This is a genomic window from Streptomyces sp. NPDC059567 (assembly GCF_042735655.1).
In the GTDB taxonomy this organism is placed as follows: domain Bacteria; phylum Actinomycetota; class Actinomycetes; order Streptomycetales; family Streptomycetaceae; genus Streptomyces.
In genome coordinates this window covers 1-16,050 of the sequence record NZ_JBHWBS010000134.1, presented here as the reverse complement: position 1 = coordinate 16,050, position 16,050 = coordinate 1, and the positions used below count along the sequence as shown (strand labels likewise).

Annotated in this window: 10 protein-coding genes; 4 read left to right on the top strand and 6 right to left on the bottom strand. The window is 69.8% G+C overall.

The features are described 5' to 3' along the window. The 6 genes from ACFVZW_RS34510 to ACFVZW_RS34485 all read right to left on the bottom strand — a co-directional run. The coding region (locus tag ACFVZW_RS34510) for a PAC2 family protein (RefSeq protein WP_384530012.1) at window positions 1-1,034 on the bottom strand (1,034 nt) is incomplete at its 3' end. 142 nt (window positions 1,035-1,176) lie between these two features. Beyond that, window positions 1,177-2,238, bottom strand: a complete 1,062-nt coding sequence (locus ACFVZW_RS34505; protein ID WP_384530009.1) for an LLM class flavin-dependent oxidoreductase — start codon at window positions 2,236-2,238, stop codon at window positions 1,177-1,179. 107 nt (window positions 2,239-2,345) lie between these two features. Continuing rightward, window positions 2,346-3,950 (bottom strand): FAD-dependent oxidoreductase, encoded by a 1,605-nt coding sequence (locus tag ACFVZW_RS34500; RefSeq protein WP_384530006.1) that lies wholly within the window; start codon window positions 3,948-3,950, stop codon window positions 2,346-2,348. 6 nt (window positions 3,951-3,956) lie between these two features. Then, window positions 3,957-5,483, bottom strand: a complete 1,527-nt coding sequence (glpK, locus tag ACFVZW_RS34495) for a glycerol kinase GlpK (protein ID WP_384530003.1) — start codon at window positions 5,481-5,483, stop codon at window positions 3,957-3,959. Window positions 5,484-5,518: 35 nt separating this feature from the next. After that, window positions 5,519-6,307, bottom strand: a complete 789-nt coding sequence (locus ACFVZW_RS34490) for an MIP/aquaporin family protein (RefSeq protein ID WP_384530000.1) — start codon at window positions 6,305-6,307, stop codon at window positions 5,519-5,521. A gap of 358 nt (window positions 6,308-6,665) precedes the next feature. Next, window positions 6,666-7,430 carry an IclR family transcriptional regulator gene (locus ACFVZW_RS34485; RefSeq protein WP_384529997.1) on the bottom strand — a complete coding sequence of 255 codons (765 nt, stop codon included), beginning with the start codon at window positions 7,428-7,430 and terminating at the stop codon, window positions 6,666-6,668. Between the two features lie 307 nt (window positions 7,431-7,737). Here ACFVZW_RS34485 and metH point away from each other — a divergent pair, with 307 nt between their 5' ends. The 4 genes from metH to ACFVZW_RS34465 all read left to right on the top strand — a co-directional run bounded on the left by metH (window position 7,738) and on the right by ACFVZW_RS34465 (window position 15,873). Beyond that, entirely contained in the window at window positions 7,738-11,265 is a 3,528-nt protein-coding gene (metH, locus tag ACFVZW_RS34480) for a methionine synthase (protein WP_384529995.1), read from the top strand. A gap of 141 nt (window positions 11,266-11,406) precedes the next feature. Continuing rightward, window positions 11,407-12,105, top strand: coding sequence for an HAD family hydrolase (locus ACFVZW_RS34475; protein WP_384529992.1), 699 nt, complete (start codon window positions 11,407-11,409; stop codon window positions 12,103-12,105). A 522-nt stretch (window positions 12,106-12,627) separates the two neighbouring features. Beyond that, a complete protein-coding gene (locus ACFVZW_RS34470; protein ID WP_384529991.1) occupies window positions 12,628-14,217 on the top strand; it encodes an ABC transporter substrate-binding protein in 1,590 nt (529 codons plus the stop codon). A 75-nt stretch (window positions 14,218-14,292) separates the two neighbouring features. Beyond that, a complete protein-coding gene (locus tag ACFVZW_RS34465) occupies window positions 14,293-15,873 on the top strand; it encodes an ABC transporter substrate-binding protein (protein WP_384529988.1) in 1,581 nt (526 codons plus the stop codon). Window positions 15,874-16,050: the final 177 nt, after the last annotated feature.

Here is a 16,050-nt window from a genome sequence, read left to right as displayed (position 1 = left end):
GCGTCGGACCCTTCGGGGCTCTCGCCCTGGGAACCTTCGGAGCCCTCGGAGGGCGTCTCCGGCGCGGGGCTCTCCGGCGCCGATTCCGGACCCGGCCGCTCCGGGTTCGGCGGCCGTGTCCGGCCGCTGCCGGGGTCCCTCAGATACGAGGTGTCGCCGCCGTCCGTCGCGAGACCCGGGCCCGGTCCGGGACCGCCGTCACGGCGTCGCAGATACCGCTCGAACTCCCGGGCGATCGCCTCGCCCGAGGCCTCCGGCAGCTCCGCGGTGTCCCGTGCCTCCTCCAGCGTCTGGACGTACTCCGCCACTTCGCTGTCCTCGGAGGCCAGTTGGTCCACGCCCAGCTGCCAGGCCCGCGCGTCCTCGGGCAGCTCGCCCAGCGGGATCCGCATGTCGATCAGATCCTCGAGGCGGTTCAGGAGCGCCAGCGTCGCCTTGGGGTTGGGCGGCTGCGACACATAGTGCGGCACCGCTGCCCAGAGGCTCACCGCGGGCACGCCCGCGTGCGTGCATGCCTCCTGGAGGATGCCGACGATGCCCGTGGGGCCTTCGTAGCGGGTCTCCTCCAGATCCATGGTGCGCGCCAGATCCGGGTCGGAGGTGACCCCGCTGACCGGCACGGGCCGCGTGTGCGGGGTGTCACCGAGCAGCGCGCCCAGGATCACCACCATCTCCACGCCCAGCTCATGGGCGAAGCCCAGGATCTCGTTGCAGAACGAGCGCCAGCGCATCGACGGCTCGATCCCGCGCACCAGGACCAGGTCGCGCGGCTTGTCGCCGCCGACCCGGACCACGGAGAGCCTCGTCGTCGGCCAGGTGATCTTCCGGACGCCGCCGTCCAGCCACACCGTGGGCCGGTTGACCTGGAAGTCGTAGTAGTCCTCGGCGTCGAGCGCCGCGAACACCTCGCCCTTCCATTCCCGGTCCAGATGGGCGACCGCGGTGGAGGCGGCGTCGCCGGCGTCGTTCCAGCCCTCGAACGCGGCCACCATGACCGGGTCGATCAGCTCGGGAACCCCCTCGAGCTCGATCACCCAGTGCCTCCTTTTCGAAGTTCCTGTCGTACGGACCAACCTTACGGCTTTCCCACGGTCCGTCCGCAGCCCTCGTGCACCACCGGGAGCCGAAGCGGCCTTGATCGACTACCCACGAACCCGGCCCGGCACACGGCCCGGCTCAGGCCTCCCACAGGGTGCTCGGCGCCTCCCGACGTACGACCGGCGCGATCTCCTCGGCGAAGCGCCCCAGCGTCTCGATCTGCTCCGCGGTCGACAGGCCGAAGCCGTCGACCGTGACCGACTGCAGGTCATGACCGTAGACCCGGTGCCAGCCGAGGATCTTGTCGATGATCTGCTGCGGCGATCCGATCAGCTGCGGACCGTCCGCGATCGCGTCCTCGATCGTCCGGAACGGGGTGTTGTAGCCGGCCTTCCCCTCCAGATGCGGCTTGAAGTTCTGCCGCACCCGCGCCTCGTACAGCTCCTTGTACCGCGCGACCGCCTGCTCGGCCGTGTCGGCGATCAGCAGGCCGCCCGAACCCGCCGCCACGCGCGCGTGGGCCGGGTCGTGACCGTACTCCTCGAACTTCTCGCGGTAATGGGCGATCAGCTTCGCGTACGCCTCACGCGGCTGGATGGCGTTGGCCGTGAACAGCGGATCGCCGTGCCTGGCCGCGAGCTCGGGCGAGTTGAGACTGGTGGCCGAACCGTGCCAGACACGAGGAGGTCCCGTGTACGGCCGAGGGACGGTGGTCACGTCCTTGAGCGGGGACCGGAACTCGCCCTCCCAGGCCACGCCTTCCTCGCTCCACAGCCGGCGCAGCAGCTCGTACTTCTCCCGCTGCAGGTCCCACTGCCGCTCCTCGTCCAGGCCGAAGAGGTCGAAGTGGCCGGCCTCAGCCCCTTTGCCGATGACCAACTCGATCCGGCCGCGGGAGATCTGGTCGAGCGTGGCGTAGTCCTCGGCGACCCTGACCGGGTCGAGGATCGCGACGACGGTGACCCCGGTCAGCAGCCGGATGCGGGAGGTACGGGCGGCCAGCGCGCCGAGCAGCACCGTGGGGGCGGAGGAGAGGAACGCCCCCGCATGCCGTTCGCCGATCGCGTAGGCGTCGAAGCCGAGCCGCTCGGCGGCCTCGCCGACCGCGAGGACCTCCTCCAACCGGTCGGCGGCGGAGAGGAGTTCGCCGGTGAGGGGATGCGGGGCGTGGCTGATGATGGAGAGCACCTGAAACTTCATACCGGCAACTCTTCCCGCCCAGTGTTGCGGCGGGATGGCCGCCGTATGGCACGGCCCCGGGCACGCGTAAGGGGCGGCCTCCATGGAGACCGCCCCTTACCGGGACGCTACTTGCGGAGCATGTCCTCGACCTTGCCGCGGACCTCGTCCGTCGCCAGACCGCGGATCGTCAGCGTCGTACGGCGGCGCAGCACGTCGTCCGCCGTCTCGGCCCACTCGTGGTCACGGGCGTAGGCGACCTGCGCCCAGATCTCCGGCGCGTCCGGGTGGATGCGCTCGCCGAGCTCGGGGTTCTCGTTCGCCATCCGGGCGATGTCGAAGGAGAGCGAACCGTAGTGCGTCGCCAGGTGCTTGGCGGTGTCGGCGGCCATCCGCGGGCCGGGGGCCGGGCCGTCGACGAGCAGCCGGTGCGCGACCGCGTTCGGGTTGGCGATACCGGGCAGCGGCAGCCGCTTCGGCAGCGTCGAGACCGACTCGTAGTCCTCGCCCAGCGGGTGTCCCGGCAGGGACTCCAGCTTCTTCATCACCGTACGGCCGATGTGCCGGAAGGTCGTCCACTTGCCGCCGGCCACCGACAGCATCCCGCCGCGGCCCTCGGTGACGACCGTCTCGCGCTTGGCCTTGGAGGTGTCGCCGGGACCGCCCGGGAGTACCCGCAGCCCCGCGAAGGCGTAGGTGATCAGATCGCGCGACAGCTGCTGGTCGCGGATGGAGAAGGCGGCCTCGTCCAGGATCTGGGCGGTGTCCTTCTCGGTGACCTCGACCTTGCCGGGGTCGCCCTCGTACTCCTCGTCGGTCGTGCCGAGCAGCAGCATGTCCTCCCAGGGGAGGGCGAAGGTGATGCGGTACTTGTCTATCGGGGTGGCCAGCGCGGCCTTCCACGGCGAGGTCCGCTTCAGGACCAGGTGAGCGCCCTTGGAGAGACGGATGGAGGGGGCCGCGTTCGGGTCCTCCATCTTCCGCAGGTGGTCGACCCACGGGCCGGTCGCGTTCAGCACCAGCCGGGCCGAGACGCCGAACTCGTCGCCACTGGTGCGGTCCTTCAGCTCCGCGCCCGTGACCCGGCCGCGAGTGAAGCGCAGCCCGGTGACCTCGGCGTGGTTGAGCACCGTGGCACCGGCCTCGACGGCCGCGCGGACCGTCATCAGCGCCATGCGCGCGTCGTTCATCTGGTCGTCGCCGTACACGGCCACGGCCTTCAGGTTGTCCGTGCGCAGCTCCGGCACGTCCTGCGCGGCCTTCGCCGGGCCGAGCAGGTGGCCGACGCCGTCACCGAACGCCGACAGGGCGGAGTAGGCGAAGACACCGGCGCCGAGCTTGGCCGCGCCGTGCGGGCCGCCCTTGTAGACGGGCAGGTAGAAGGTGAGGGGGTTGGCGAGGTGCGGTGCCACCTGACGGGAGACCGCACGCCGCTCGAAGTGGTTCTCCGCCACCAGCTTCACCGCGCCGGTCTGCAGGTAGCGCAGACCGCCGTGGAGAAGCTTGGAGGAGGCGGAGGAGGTGGCGCCGGCGAAGTCGCCGGCGTCCACCAGGGCCACCCGCAGGCCCGACTGCGCGGCGTGCCAGGCGGTGGAGATGCCCAGGATGCCGCCGCCGATGACCAGGAGGTCGTACGTCGCCTTGGAAAGCTGCTCCCGGGTCTCGGCGCGGCTCGGAAGGGAACCGGCGGCCGGTCGCGTCCCAAGGGCAGGGACGCTCTGCAGGGTGGTCATGTCGATCTACTCCTCGTCCTCGATCCAGCCCATGGTCCGCTCGACGGCCTTGAGCCAGCTCTTGTACTCGCTGTCACGCCTGTCGGCGTCCATGCGAGGGGTCCATTCCGCCGCGCGGCGCCAGTTGGCGCGCAGGGCGTCGGTGTCCGGCCAGAAGCCGACGGCCAGGCCGGCGGCGTAGGCGGCACCGAGGCAGGTGGTCTCGGCGACCATCGGGCGCACGACCGGCGCGTCGAGGAAGTCCGAGAGGGTCTGCATCAGCAGGTTGTTGGAGGTCATGCCGCCGTCGACCTTGAGCGCGGTCAGCTCGACGCCGGAGTCCTTCGTCATGGCGTCGGTGATCTCGCGGGTCTGCCAGGCGGTGGCCTCCAGGACGGCGCGGGCGATGTGCGCCTTGGTGACGTACCGGGTGAGGCCGGCGATCACACCGCGGGCGTCGGAGCGCCAGTACGGGGCGAACAGACCGGAGAAGGCCGGCACGAAGTAGGCGCCGCCGTTGTCCTCGACCGAGGACGCGAGCGTCTCGATCTCGGCGGCGGACTTGATCAGGCCCATCTGGTCGCGCATCCACTGCACCAGCGAACCGGTGACGGCGATCGAGCCCTCCAGGGCGTAGACCGGCTTCTGGTCGCCGATCTGGTATCCGACCGTGGTCAGCAGGCCGCTGTAGGAGTTGATGATCTTGTCGCCGGTGTTCATCAGCATGAAGGTGCCGGTGCCGTACGTGGACTTGGCCTCGCCCTCGGCGAAACACGTCTGGCCGAACAGGGCGGCCTGCTGGTCGCCGAGCGCGGAGGCGACCGGGACACCGTCCAGGACGCCGCCCTTGACCGTGCCGTACACCTCGGCGGAGGAGCGGATCTCCGGCAGCACCTCCGCCGGGATCTCCATGGACTGCAGGATCTTGTCGTCCCAGCCCATGGTGTGCAGGTTCATCAGCATGGTGCGCGAGGCGTTGGTGACGTCGGTGACGTGGTGACCGCCCTCGACGCCGCCCGTGAGGTTCCAGATGACCCAGGAGTCCATGGTGCCGAAGAGGATGTCGCCGCGCTCGGCGCGCTCGCGCAGACCCTCGACGTTGTCGAGCAGCCAGCGGACCTTCGGGCCGGAGAAGTACGACGCGAGGGGCAGACCGGTCTCGCGGCGGAAGCGGTCCTGGCCGACGTTGCGGCCGAGCTCCTTGCAGAGGGCGTCGGTGCGGGTGTCCTGCCAGACGAGGGCGTTGTGGACGGGCTCACCGGTGTTCTTGTCCCAGAGCAGCGTGGTCTCGCGCTGGTTGGTGATGCCGATGGCCTTGACGTCGGCGGAGGTGATGCCGGCCTTGTCGATGGCGCCCGCCACGACTTCCTGGACGTTGGCCCAGATCTCGGCGGCGTCGTGCTCGACCCAGCCCGGCTTCGGGAAGATCTGCTCGTGCTCCTTCTGGTCGACCGAGACGATCCGGCCGTCCTTGTCGAAGACGATGCAGCGCGAGGAGGTGGTGCCCTGGTCGATGGCGGCGATGAACGGGCCGGCGGTGTGTGCGTCGGTCACGGTGTGCTCCAAGGAGGTCTGGGTGGAAGGACGGCTCAGGCGAACGCGATGTTGTAGATACCCGCGGCGATCGCGCCACCCACCAGGGGGCCGACGACCGGGATCCATGCGTAGCCCCAGTCGGAGCCGCCCTTGTTCGGCAGCGGCAGCAGGGCGTGCACGATGCGCGGGCCGAGGTCACGGGCCGGGTTGATGGCGTAGCCGGTCGGGCCACCGAGCGAGAGGCCGATGGAGACCACGACGAACGCGGTGATCAGGGCGCCGATGACGCCGAGGCCCTTGCCGCTGTCGTTGAGGCCCTGGGTGAGCACCGCGAGGACCAGCACGACCGTGCCGATGATCTCGGTGGCCAGGTTCTGCCAGACCACTCGGACCTCGGGCCCGGTGGAGAAGACACCGAGCACCGGACCGGCGTTCGGCGCGGCCTTCTGGTCGACCATGCCCTCCTCGTGCGGCGGCGCGGAGACGATCTCCGGGTCCGTGAGGTGGGCCTGGAACTGTCCGTAGTACGCGATCCAGACCAGGAACGCGCCGAGCATGGCGCCGAGCATCTGGCCCGCGAAGTAGACCGGAACGTTGCTCCAGTCCCCGTCCTTGAGGGCGATGCCGACGGTGACGGCCGGGTTCAGGTGGGCGCCCGAGAGGGTACCCGTCATGTACACGGCGGTCATGACCGCGAAGCCCCAGCCGAACGTGATGGCGAGCCATCCGGCGTTCTGAGCCTTCGAGCGCTTGAGTACCACGGCGGCGACGACGCCGCCGCCGAGCAGAATGAGTACGGCGGTACCAATGATCTCGCCGATGAAGATGTCGGAGCTGGACACCCGCGACTCCTTTGTCCTTCGTCCAGGGGAAGGCGAACCCCGGGTCCCTCCGGTGGTCCGCGCCCTCATATGAGGGCGTTGCCGGCCCTTGGCACTGCCACACTCTAGCGCGTATTGCCGGTAGGTGTTCGACAATGCCGACCGATGAACGGAAGTTTTGCCCCCTCGTCAACAGCCCGTCAAGGGTTCGGTGGTCGAATGCTTCCCGCATGACCCGATCGTTACCGACGGGTTGCCGGGGAGTGGGCGCGGACACGCGACGGCCCGGCTGCCATCAGGCGCCGGGCCGGTCGTCGTGTGCGGGGCGGGGCCCCGCGGGTGGGCTCGGGGCGCCCGTGGAAGCGCCCCTCGGCGGGCGCTAGAAGCGCCCCGCGCCGAGGTCGCGGGAGACCGCGCGGGCGCAGTCCCGCACCGCCGCGATCAGCTCCGAGCGCAGCTCGCCGTCGTCGCAGACCCGCTCCACCGCTCCGGTGATCGCCACCGCGCCCACCGGCATCCGGCGCCGGTCGTGGATCGGGGCCGCGACCGAGGCCACGCCCTCCCAGGTCTCCTCCACGTCGGCGGCCCAGCCCTTCGCGCGGGTCATGTCGAGCAGGGACTCGAACTCCCCGAGGTCCGTGACCGTGCGGGGCGTGAAGCCCTCGCGCGGCACCTCCAGGACCTCGCTGTGCGCCACCGGGTCGTAGGCCGACAGGACCTTGCCCAGGGCCGTGGAGTGCAGCGGCTGCATGGCCCCCACCTCCAGGACCTGGCGGCTGTCGTCCGGTCGGAAGACGTGGTGCACGATCAGCACGCCCTGCTGGTGCAGCACGCCCAGATGGACGCTCTCGCCGCTGGAGCGCGCCAGGTCGTCCGTCCAGACCAGCGCCCGCGCCCGCAGCTCGTGCACGTCCAGATAGCTGTTGCCCAGGCGCAGCAGCTCGGCGCCCAGCTGGTAGCGGCCCGAGGGGGCGTCCTGCTCCACGAAGCCCTCGGCCTGCAGCGTGCGCAGGATGCCGTGCGCCGTGCCCTTGGCCAGACCCAGTGAGGAGGCGATGTCGGACAGGCCGAGCCGGCGCTCGCCGCCCGCGAGCAGTCGCAGCATCGCCGCCGCCCGTTCAAGCGACTGGATGTTCTTCGCCATCGCCCGGCCCTTCTCCCTGTCCGCATCCCGGCGGTCCCACGATCCCGGCGGTCCCGTGGATCTTACGGACAGGATCCCGTGGATCATGTCGTTCGACAATGCTGAACACTATCGGTCGATGTCGACCACTTGTTACCTGGACAGTGTCGTTCACGAACGGGTGTGACCGGGAGTCCCCGGACGTAAGGATGCCGTCCGGCACGTGGGACGCCATGTCCACCCCGGCGCGCGCCCGGTTAGTCTGGCCCCGTGCACCCTCCACCGAGAGTGCAAAGCCGACAGCCGTCGCACCCCAGGGAGCTCATCCATGGCCTCGTCGCCAACCCCTTCCGCCGACAGCCGGACCCGCGCCGCAACCCTCCGCGAGGCACTCGCGACCCGAGTGGTGGTGGCCGACGGAGCCATGGGCACCATGCTCCAGGCACAGGACCCCACCCTCGAGGACTTCGAGAACCTCGAAGGCTGCAACGAGATCCTGAACGTGACCCGGCCGGACATCGTCCGCTCCGTGCACCAGGAGTACTTCGCCTCGGGCGTCGACTGCGTCGAGACCAACACCTTCGGTGCGAACCTCGCCGCGCTCGGCGAGTACGACATCCCCGAGCGGGTGTACGAGCTCTCCGAATCCGGCGCCCGGATCGCCCGCGAGGTCGCCGACGAGTTCACCGCCTCCACCGGACAGCAGCGCTGGGTCCTCGGCTCCATGGGCCCCGGCACCAAGCTGCCGACCCTCGGCCACGCCCCGTACACCGCCCTGCGCGACGCCTACCAGCAGAACGCCGAGGGCCTCATCGCCGGCGGCGCCGACGCGCTCCTCGTGGAGACCACCCAGGACCTGCTCCAGACGAAGGCGTCCGTCATCGGCGCCCGCCGCGCCCTGGACTCCCTCGGCATCGACGTGCCGCTGATCGTCTCCGTCACCGTCGAGACCACCGGCACCATGCTGCTCGGCTCCGAGATCGGCGCCGCGCTCACCGCGCTCGAGCCCCTCGGCATCGACATGATCGGCCTGAACTGCGCCACCGGCCCCGCCGAGATGAGCGAGCACCTGCGCTACCTCGCCCGGCACTCCCGTATCCCGCTGTCCTGCATGCCCAACGCCGGCCTGCCCGTCCTCGGCAAGAACGGCGCGCACTACCCGCTGACCCCGGTCGAGCTGGCCGACGCGCAGGAGACCTTCGTCCGCGAGTACGGCCTCTCCCTGATCGGCGGCTGCTGCGGTACGACCCCGGAGCACCTGCGCCAGGTCGTCGAGCGGGTCCGCGACCTCACCCCCACCGTCCGCGAGCCGCGCCCCGAGCCCGGCGCCGCCTCGCTCTACCAGACGGTCCCGTTCCGCCAGGACACCTCCTACATGGCGATCGGTGAGCGCACCAACGCCAACGGCTCCAAGAAGTTCCGCGAGGCCATGCTGGACGGCCGCTGGGACGACTGCGTGGAGATGGCGCGCGACCAGATCCGCGAGGGCGCGCACATGCTCGACCTCTGCGTCGACTACGTCGGCCGCGACGGCGTCGCCGACATGGAGGAGCTGGCCGGCCGCTTCGCCACCGCCTCCACCCTGCCGATCGTCCTCGACTCCACCGAGGTCGACGTCATCAAGGCCGGTCTGGAGAAGCTCGGCGGCCGCGCCGTCATCAACTCCGTCAACTACGAGGACGGCGACGGACCCGACTCCCGCTTCGCCAAGGTCACCCGTCTGGCCCAGGAGCACGGCGCCGCGCTCATCGCGCTCACCATCGACGAGGAGGGCCAGGCCCGCACCGTCGAGCACAAGGTCGCCATCGCCGAGCGGCTCATCGACGACCTGACCGGCAACTGGGGCATCCACGAGTCGGACATCCTCATCGACACCCTCACCTTCACCATCTGCACCGGGCAGGAGGAGTCCCGCAAGGACGGCATCGCCACGATCGAGGCCATCCGCGAGCTGAAGCGGCGCCACCCGGACGTCCAGACCACGCTGGGCCTGTCCAACATCTCGTTCGGCCTCAACCCGGCCGCCCGCATCCTGCTCAACTCCGTCTTCCTCGACGAGTGCGTCAAGGCCGGACTGGACTCGGCCATCGTGCACGCGTCCAAGATCCTGCCGATCGCTCGCTTCGACGAGGAGCAGGTCACCACCGCCCTCGACCTGATCTACGACCGGCGACGCCCCCAGCAGGGGGACGAGCCGGCCTACGACCCGCTGCAGAAGCTGATGGCGCTCTTCGAGGGCGCCACGACCAAGTCCATGAAGGCCGGCAAGACCGAGGAACTCCTCGCCCTGCCGCTGGAGGAGCGCCTCAAGCGCCGCATCATCGACGGCGAGAAGAACGGCCTGGAGGCCGACCTCGCCGAGGCCCTGCAGGAGCGCCCGGCCCTCGACATCGTCAACGAGACGCTGCTCGACGGCATGAAGGTCGTCGGCGAGCTGTTCGGCTCCGGCCAGATGCAGCTGCCGTTCGTGCTCCAGTCCGCCGAGGTCATGAAGACGGCCGTCGCCTACCTCGAACCGCACATGGAGAAGTCGGACGCCGAGGGCAAGGGCACGATCGTGCTGGCCACCGTCCGCGGTGACGTCCACGACATCGGCAAGAACCTCGTCGACATCATCCTGTCCAACAACGGCTACAACGTGGTGAACCTCGGCATCAAGCAGCCGGTCTCCGCGATCCTCGACGCCGCCGAGGAGCACCGGGCCGACGTCATCGGCATGTCCGGCCTGCTGGTCAAGTCCACGGTGATCATGAAGGAGAACCTGGAGGAGCTGAACCAGCGCGGCCTGGCCGCCGACTTCCCGGTCATCCTGGGCGGCGCCGCCCTCACCCGGGCGTATGTCGAGCAGGACCTCCACGAGATCTACCAGGGCGAAGTCCGCTACGCCCGCGACGCCTTCGAGGGCCTGCGCCTGATGGACGCCCTCATCGCCGTCAAGCGGGGCGTGCCCGGAGCGGCCCTGCCCGAGCTCAAGCAGCGCCGCGTCGCCCAGCGCGCCACGGCGCTCGAGGTCAACGAGCCGGAGGAGGGCGGCCGTTCGGACGTCGCCACCGACAACCCGGTGCCGACGCCGCCGTTCTGGGGCACCCGCGTCGTCAAGGGCATCCAGCTCAAGGAGTACGCGAGCTGGCTCGACGAAGGCGCCCTGTTCAAGGGACAGTGGGGCCTCAAGCAGAACCGGGCCGGTGACGGACCGTCGTACGAGGAGCTGGTGGAGACCGAGGGCCGGCCCCGGCTGCGCGGCTGGCTGGAGCGCCTCCACACGGAGAACCTGCTGGAGGCGGCCGTCGTCCACGGCTACTTCCCGTGCGTCTCCAAGGGCGACGACCTGATCATCCTCGACGAGCAGGGCAACGAGCGGACCCGCTTCACCTTCCCGCGTCAGCGCCGCGGCCGCCGGCTGTGCCTCGCGGACTTCTTCCGCCCGGAGGAGTCCGGCGAGACCGATGTCGTCGGCCTCCAGGTCGTCACCGTCGGCTCCCGGATCGGCGAGGCCACCGCCAAGCTCTTCGAGTCCGACTCCTACCGCGACTACCTGGAGCTGCACGGCCTCTCCGTCCAGCTGGCCGAGGCCCTCGCCGAGTACTGGCATGCCCGGGTCCGTGCCGAGCTCGGCTTCGCGGGCGAGGACCCGGCCGAGGTCGAGGACATGTTCGCCCTCAAGTACCGCGGCGCGCGGTTCTCGCTCGGCTACGGGGCCTGCCCCGACCTGGAGGACCGGGCGAAGATCGCCGAGCTGCTGCGGCCCGAGCGGATCGGCGTCCAGCTCTCGGAGGAGTTCCAGCTCCACCCCGAGCAGTCCACCGACGCGATCGTCATCCACCACCCCGAGGCGAAGTACTTCAACGCGCGCTGACACCGTTCGGCGCACGTCAGGGCGTATATCCCTGCGTTCTCGGTGATCGAGACGTACACTGGTCGGTCCAGTGCAGGCCGGTCATCCTCCCCGTACCGGGGAGGGGGCCGGCCTTCTCGTCCCTCCATGGAGGTGTGCCGGATGACCAGTACGGTCCCCGCGTCCTTGTTCCGTACCAACGGCAGTTCCGCCCTGCAGGCGGTCTTCCTCGACATGGACGGCACCCTCGTCGACACCGAGGGGTTCTGGTGGGACGCCGAGGTGGAGGTCTTCGCCGACCTCGGGCACCGGCTGGACGAGGCATGGCGCGACATCGTCGTCGGCGGCCCCATGACCCGCAGTGCGGGCTATCTGATCGAGGCCACCGGCGCCGACATCACCATCGCCGAGCTCACCGTCCTGCTCAACGAGAAGTTCGAGCAGCGCATCGACCGGGGCGTACCGATGATGCCGGGCGCCGAACGGCTCCTGGCCGAGCTGGCCCACCACAACATCCCGACCGCCCTGGTCTCCGCCTCGCACCGACGCATCATCGACCGGATCCTCGCCTCCCTGGGCCGCGACCGCTTCACCCTCACGGTCGCCGGTGACGAGGTGATGCGCACCAAGCCGCACCCCGAGCCGTATCTGACCGCCGCGAGCGGGGTCGGCGCCGAACCGGCGCTGTGCGCCGTCATCGAGGACACGGCGACCGGTGTGGCGGCCGCCGAGGCCGCCGGCTGCCGGGTGGTCGCGGTGCCCTCCGTCGCGCCCATCGCGCCCTCCGCCGGCCGCGTCGTGGTCAGCTCCCTGGAGGACGTGGACGTGCCCTTCCTGCGCACGCTCATCGCGAGCCGGTGAAGGCTTTGAGCTTTTCCTGAGCTTGCCCCGGGCATTTCTCCTTGAAGGCTCTTCACGGAAACAGAGGGCGTCCGGCCGTGCATTTTCCGTGACCGCGCTCTCGAAATGAATCGGCCACCCGCCGAAAAGGAACGCACGTGACCTTGGTCACCCAGCGTGCCGATCGATGGGTGGCCGTCCTGCGTCAGGTGTCCGGAACGCGGTGATTCCGTCGTTCCCGTGTGTCCTGATTCGCACACTCCCAGGCGAATCATGCCTCCGCATGACTATCGAGCCCGCCGCATTCATGATCACTATCCGCATCCGTCGCCGACCGCCCGCGGTCCTGGCGATAGGGCCTCGCCCACTAATCTTTCGCGAGTACTTCGCCGCACTTCCGCGTGCCTCGGCAACCCACCCAAGTCGCCGCGAGCACAGGACCGATCGCACACCTATCCCGGCCCGATCCCCGCCCCGACCGGGCGCAGCGGCGGAGTGTCCGTACCCGCTGTATCCCAGTGCCGGATGAGGAGAACGTCCAGGATGAACCGCAAGACCTTGGCCCTGCCGGCCGTCGCCGGTCTGCTCGCCCCGCTGCTCGTCGCCTGCGGCGGTTCGGACGAGTCCGGAGCCATCGTCGTCGGCACCACGGACCAGTTCCTCGCCACCGCCGAAGCCCCCGCGCCCCTCGACCCGGCCTTCGCCTACGACACCGGCGCCTGGAACATCCTGCGGCAGACCGTCCAGACCCTGATGCACGTGCCCCGCGGTGGCGGCGAGCCCGTCCCCGAAGCCGCCGAGAGCTGCCGTTTCAGCGACCGCCTCAGCGAGAGCTACCGCTGCAAGCTGCGGGAGGGGCTGACCTTCGCCGACGGCACGCCCGTCACCGCCGCTGACGTGAAGTTCTCCGTCGAACGCGTACTGGCGATCAAGTCCGACAACGGTACGGCCGCCCTCCTCGCCAACATCGACACCGTCGAGACCAACGGCGACCGCGAAATCGTCTTCCACCTGAAGACGCCCGACGCCACGTTCCCGTACAAGCTCTCCACTCCGGTCGCGGGCATCCTCAGCAAGGACAAGTACAGCGCCAAGGAGCTCCGCGCGGGCTTCGAGGTGGACGGCTCGGGCCCGTACACCATGAAGACGGAACTCCAGGGCGAGAAGATCGTCAAGGCCGTCTTCACCAAGAACCCGAAGTACAAGGGCGACATCACCCTGCGCAACGACAGGGTCGAACTGCGCTCCTTCGCCGACTCGGACTCCATGGGCAAGGCCCTCGAGAGCCGCGAGATCGACATGATGACCCGCTCCATGTCGCTCGACCAGGTCAAGGACCTCACCGAGAAGCCCAAGGAGGGCATCGACCTCACCGAGGTCCCCGGTCTGGAGATCCGCTACCTCGCCTTCAACACCGCCGACCCCTCCGTCAAGGACGCGGCCGTACGGCAGGCCATGGCCGCCGTCGTCGACCGCGGCGCGCTCATCAACACGGTCTACGGCACCACCGCCCAGCCTCTCTACTCGCTGATCCCCTCCAGCGTCACGGGCCACTCCACCGCCTTCTTCGACAGCTACGGGGAGCCCAGCACCAAGAAGGCCGAGGGCATCCTGAGCAAGGCCGGCATCACGAAGCCGGTCAAGGTCACCCTCCACTACACGACCGACCACTACGGCTCCGGCACCCAGAAGGAGTTCGAGGCGCTGCGCGACCAGCTCAACGCCACCGGCCTCTTCGACGTCACCGTCCAGGGCTCCGAGTGGTCCACCTTCCGGCCCGCGCAGAAGCGCGGCGACTACGCCGTCTACGGTCTCGGCTGGTTCCCCGACTTCCCCGACCCGGACAACTACGTCGCCCCCTTCCTTGACGCCGACAACTTCCTCAACACCCCCTACGTCAACGCGTCCGTCCGCGAGCAGCTGATCCCGCAGTCGCGCCGCTCGGCCGACCGCAACGCCGCAAGCGCCGTCTTCGGTCAGATCCAGAAGATCGTCGCCAAGGACGTTCCCGTCCTGCCGCTCTGGCAGGGCAAGCAGTACGTCGCCGCGCGCGACGATCTGACCGGCGTCGAATGGGCGCTGAACACCTCCTCGGACCTGCTCCTCTGGGAGCTCGGCCGCGGCACCGCCTGACCCCGCAACCAGCTCGGTAACACCGGCCGCGCATGGGCGCGCGCCGGTCTGGCAAGAGATCAAGAGGCACGTTCTGTGAAGCACAACAAGTGGCTGACGGCTCCCCTCGCCGCGGGGCTGTCCGCCGCCCTGCTCAGCGGCTGCGGCACCGAGCAGGGCGACGGCGCCGCGAGCTCCGGTGACAACGTCCGCGTCGGCATGTCCGACGAGGTCCTGGCCACCGACCCCGCCGCCGGCTACGACCCCGGCTCCTGGCTGCTGTTCAACAACGTCTTCCAGTCCCTGCTCAGCTTCCCCAAGGGCAACACCGAGCCCGAGCCGGAAGCCGCCGAGAAGTGCAACTTCGAGGGAGGCAGCAAGGTCTACCGCTGCACCCTCCGCGAGGGCCTGAAGTTCTCCAACGGCAACCCGCTGACCTCGAAGGACGTCAAGTTCTCCTTCGACCGCGCGCTGAAGATCGACGACCCGGCCGGCCCGGCGCCGCTGCTGTCCTCGATCGACTCCATCGAGACCCCGGACGACCTGACCGTCGTCTTCCGGCTCAAGACCCCCGACGCCACCTTCCCGAGCAAGATCGCCTCCGGCGCGGGCTCGATCGTCGACCACCGCGAGTACAGCGCGGACGCGCTGCGCACCGACGGCAAGGCGGTCGGCTCCGGCCCGTACAAGCTGGACTCCCTCAGCGACACCGAGGCCGTCTTCTCCGTCAACGGCGACTACCGGGGCGGCGCCAAGCCGCAGAACAGCGGTGTCACGCTGAAGCTCTACGGCGGCGACCGCGCCGGCCTCTCCAAGGCCCTCACGGACAACGACATCGACGTCGCCTACCGTGGCCTCTCCGCCGACGACATCGCCGCCCTCGAGGCGTCCGCCACCACGGCCGACCAGGGCGTCGAGGTCGTCCAGGGCTCCAGCGCCGAGGTCCAGCACCTGGTCTTCAACGTCAAGGACCCGGTCGTCGGCAAGCTCGGCGTCCGCCAGGCCATCGCCCACCTCGTCGACCGCGAGGCGCTCGTCCAGAACGTCTACAAGTCGACCGCCACGCCGCTGTACTCGATCGTCCCGGCCGGCATCGCGGGCCACAACACGGCCTTCTTCGACACCTACGGCAGCCCCGACGCGGCCAAGGCCAAGAAGGCGCTGCGCAAGGCCGGCATCACCGGCAAGGTGAAGCTCACCCTCTGGTCCACGCCGAGCCGTTACGGCCCCTCCACCGACCAGGAGCTCAAGGCGATAGCCGAACAGCTCAACAGCAGCGGTCTGTTCGACGCCGACATGAAGTCCGTCGAGTTCGAGCAGTACGAGAAGGGCATCGCCGACGGCAAGTACGGCGTGTACGTCAAGGGTTGGGTCCCCGACTACCCCGACGCCGACAACTTCACCGCCCCGTTCTTCGGCCCGGGCAACGTCCTCGGCAACAACTACGACAACCGCACCATCACCGGCAGCATCCTCCCGAAGACGTCGGCCGCCGCCGACCGCTCCGCCACGACCGAGGACTTCAACAAGCTCCAGGACCTGGTCGCCGAGGAACTGCCCCTGCTCCCGCTCTGGCAGGGCAAGCAGTACGCGGTCGCCCGCGACGGCATCAACGGCCTCGAGTGGACCCTGGACGCCTCGACCGTCTTCCGCTTCTGGGAGATCAAGAAGGGCTGACCGGCCACCCGGCGGAGCCCGGCGCCACGGTGCACCGTCCCGTGGCGCCGCGCGAAGGGGGGGCCGGCCGCCGGGCGGGGGGCGGCGCCCCCCCGGGCCGCCAGCGCCGCGAGGCCCGGCTCGCCGCCGCCGCCGCGCGCCCCCACAGAGACCCGCCCACCACCCGACACCCTCCCG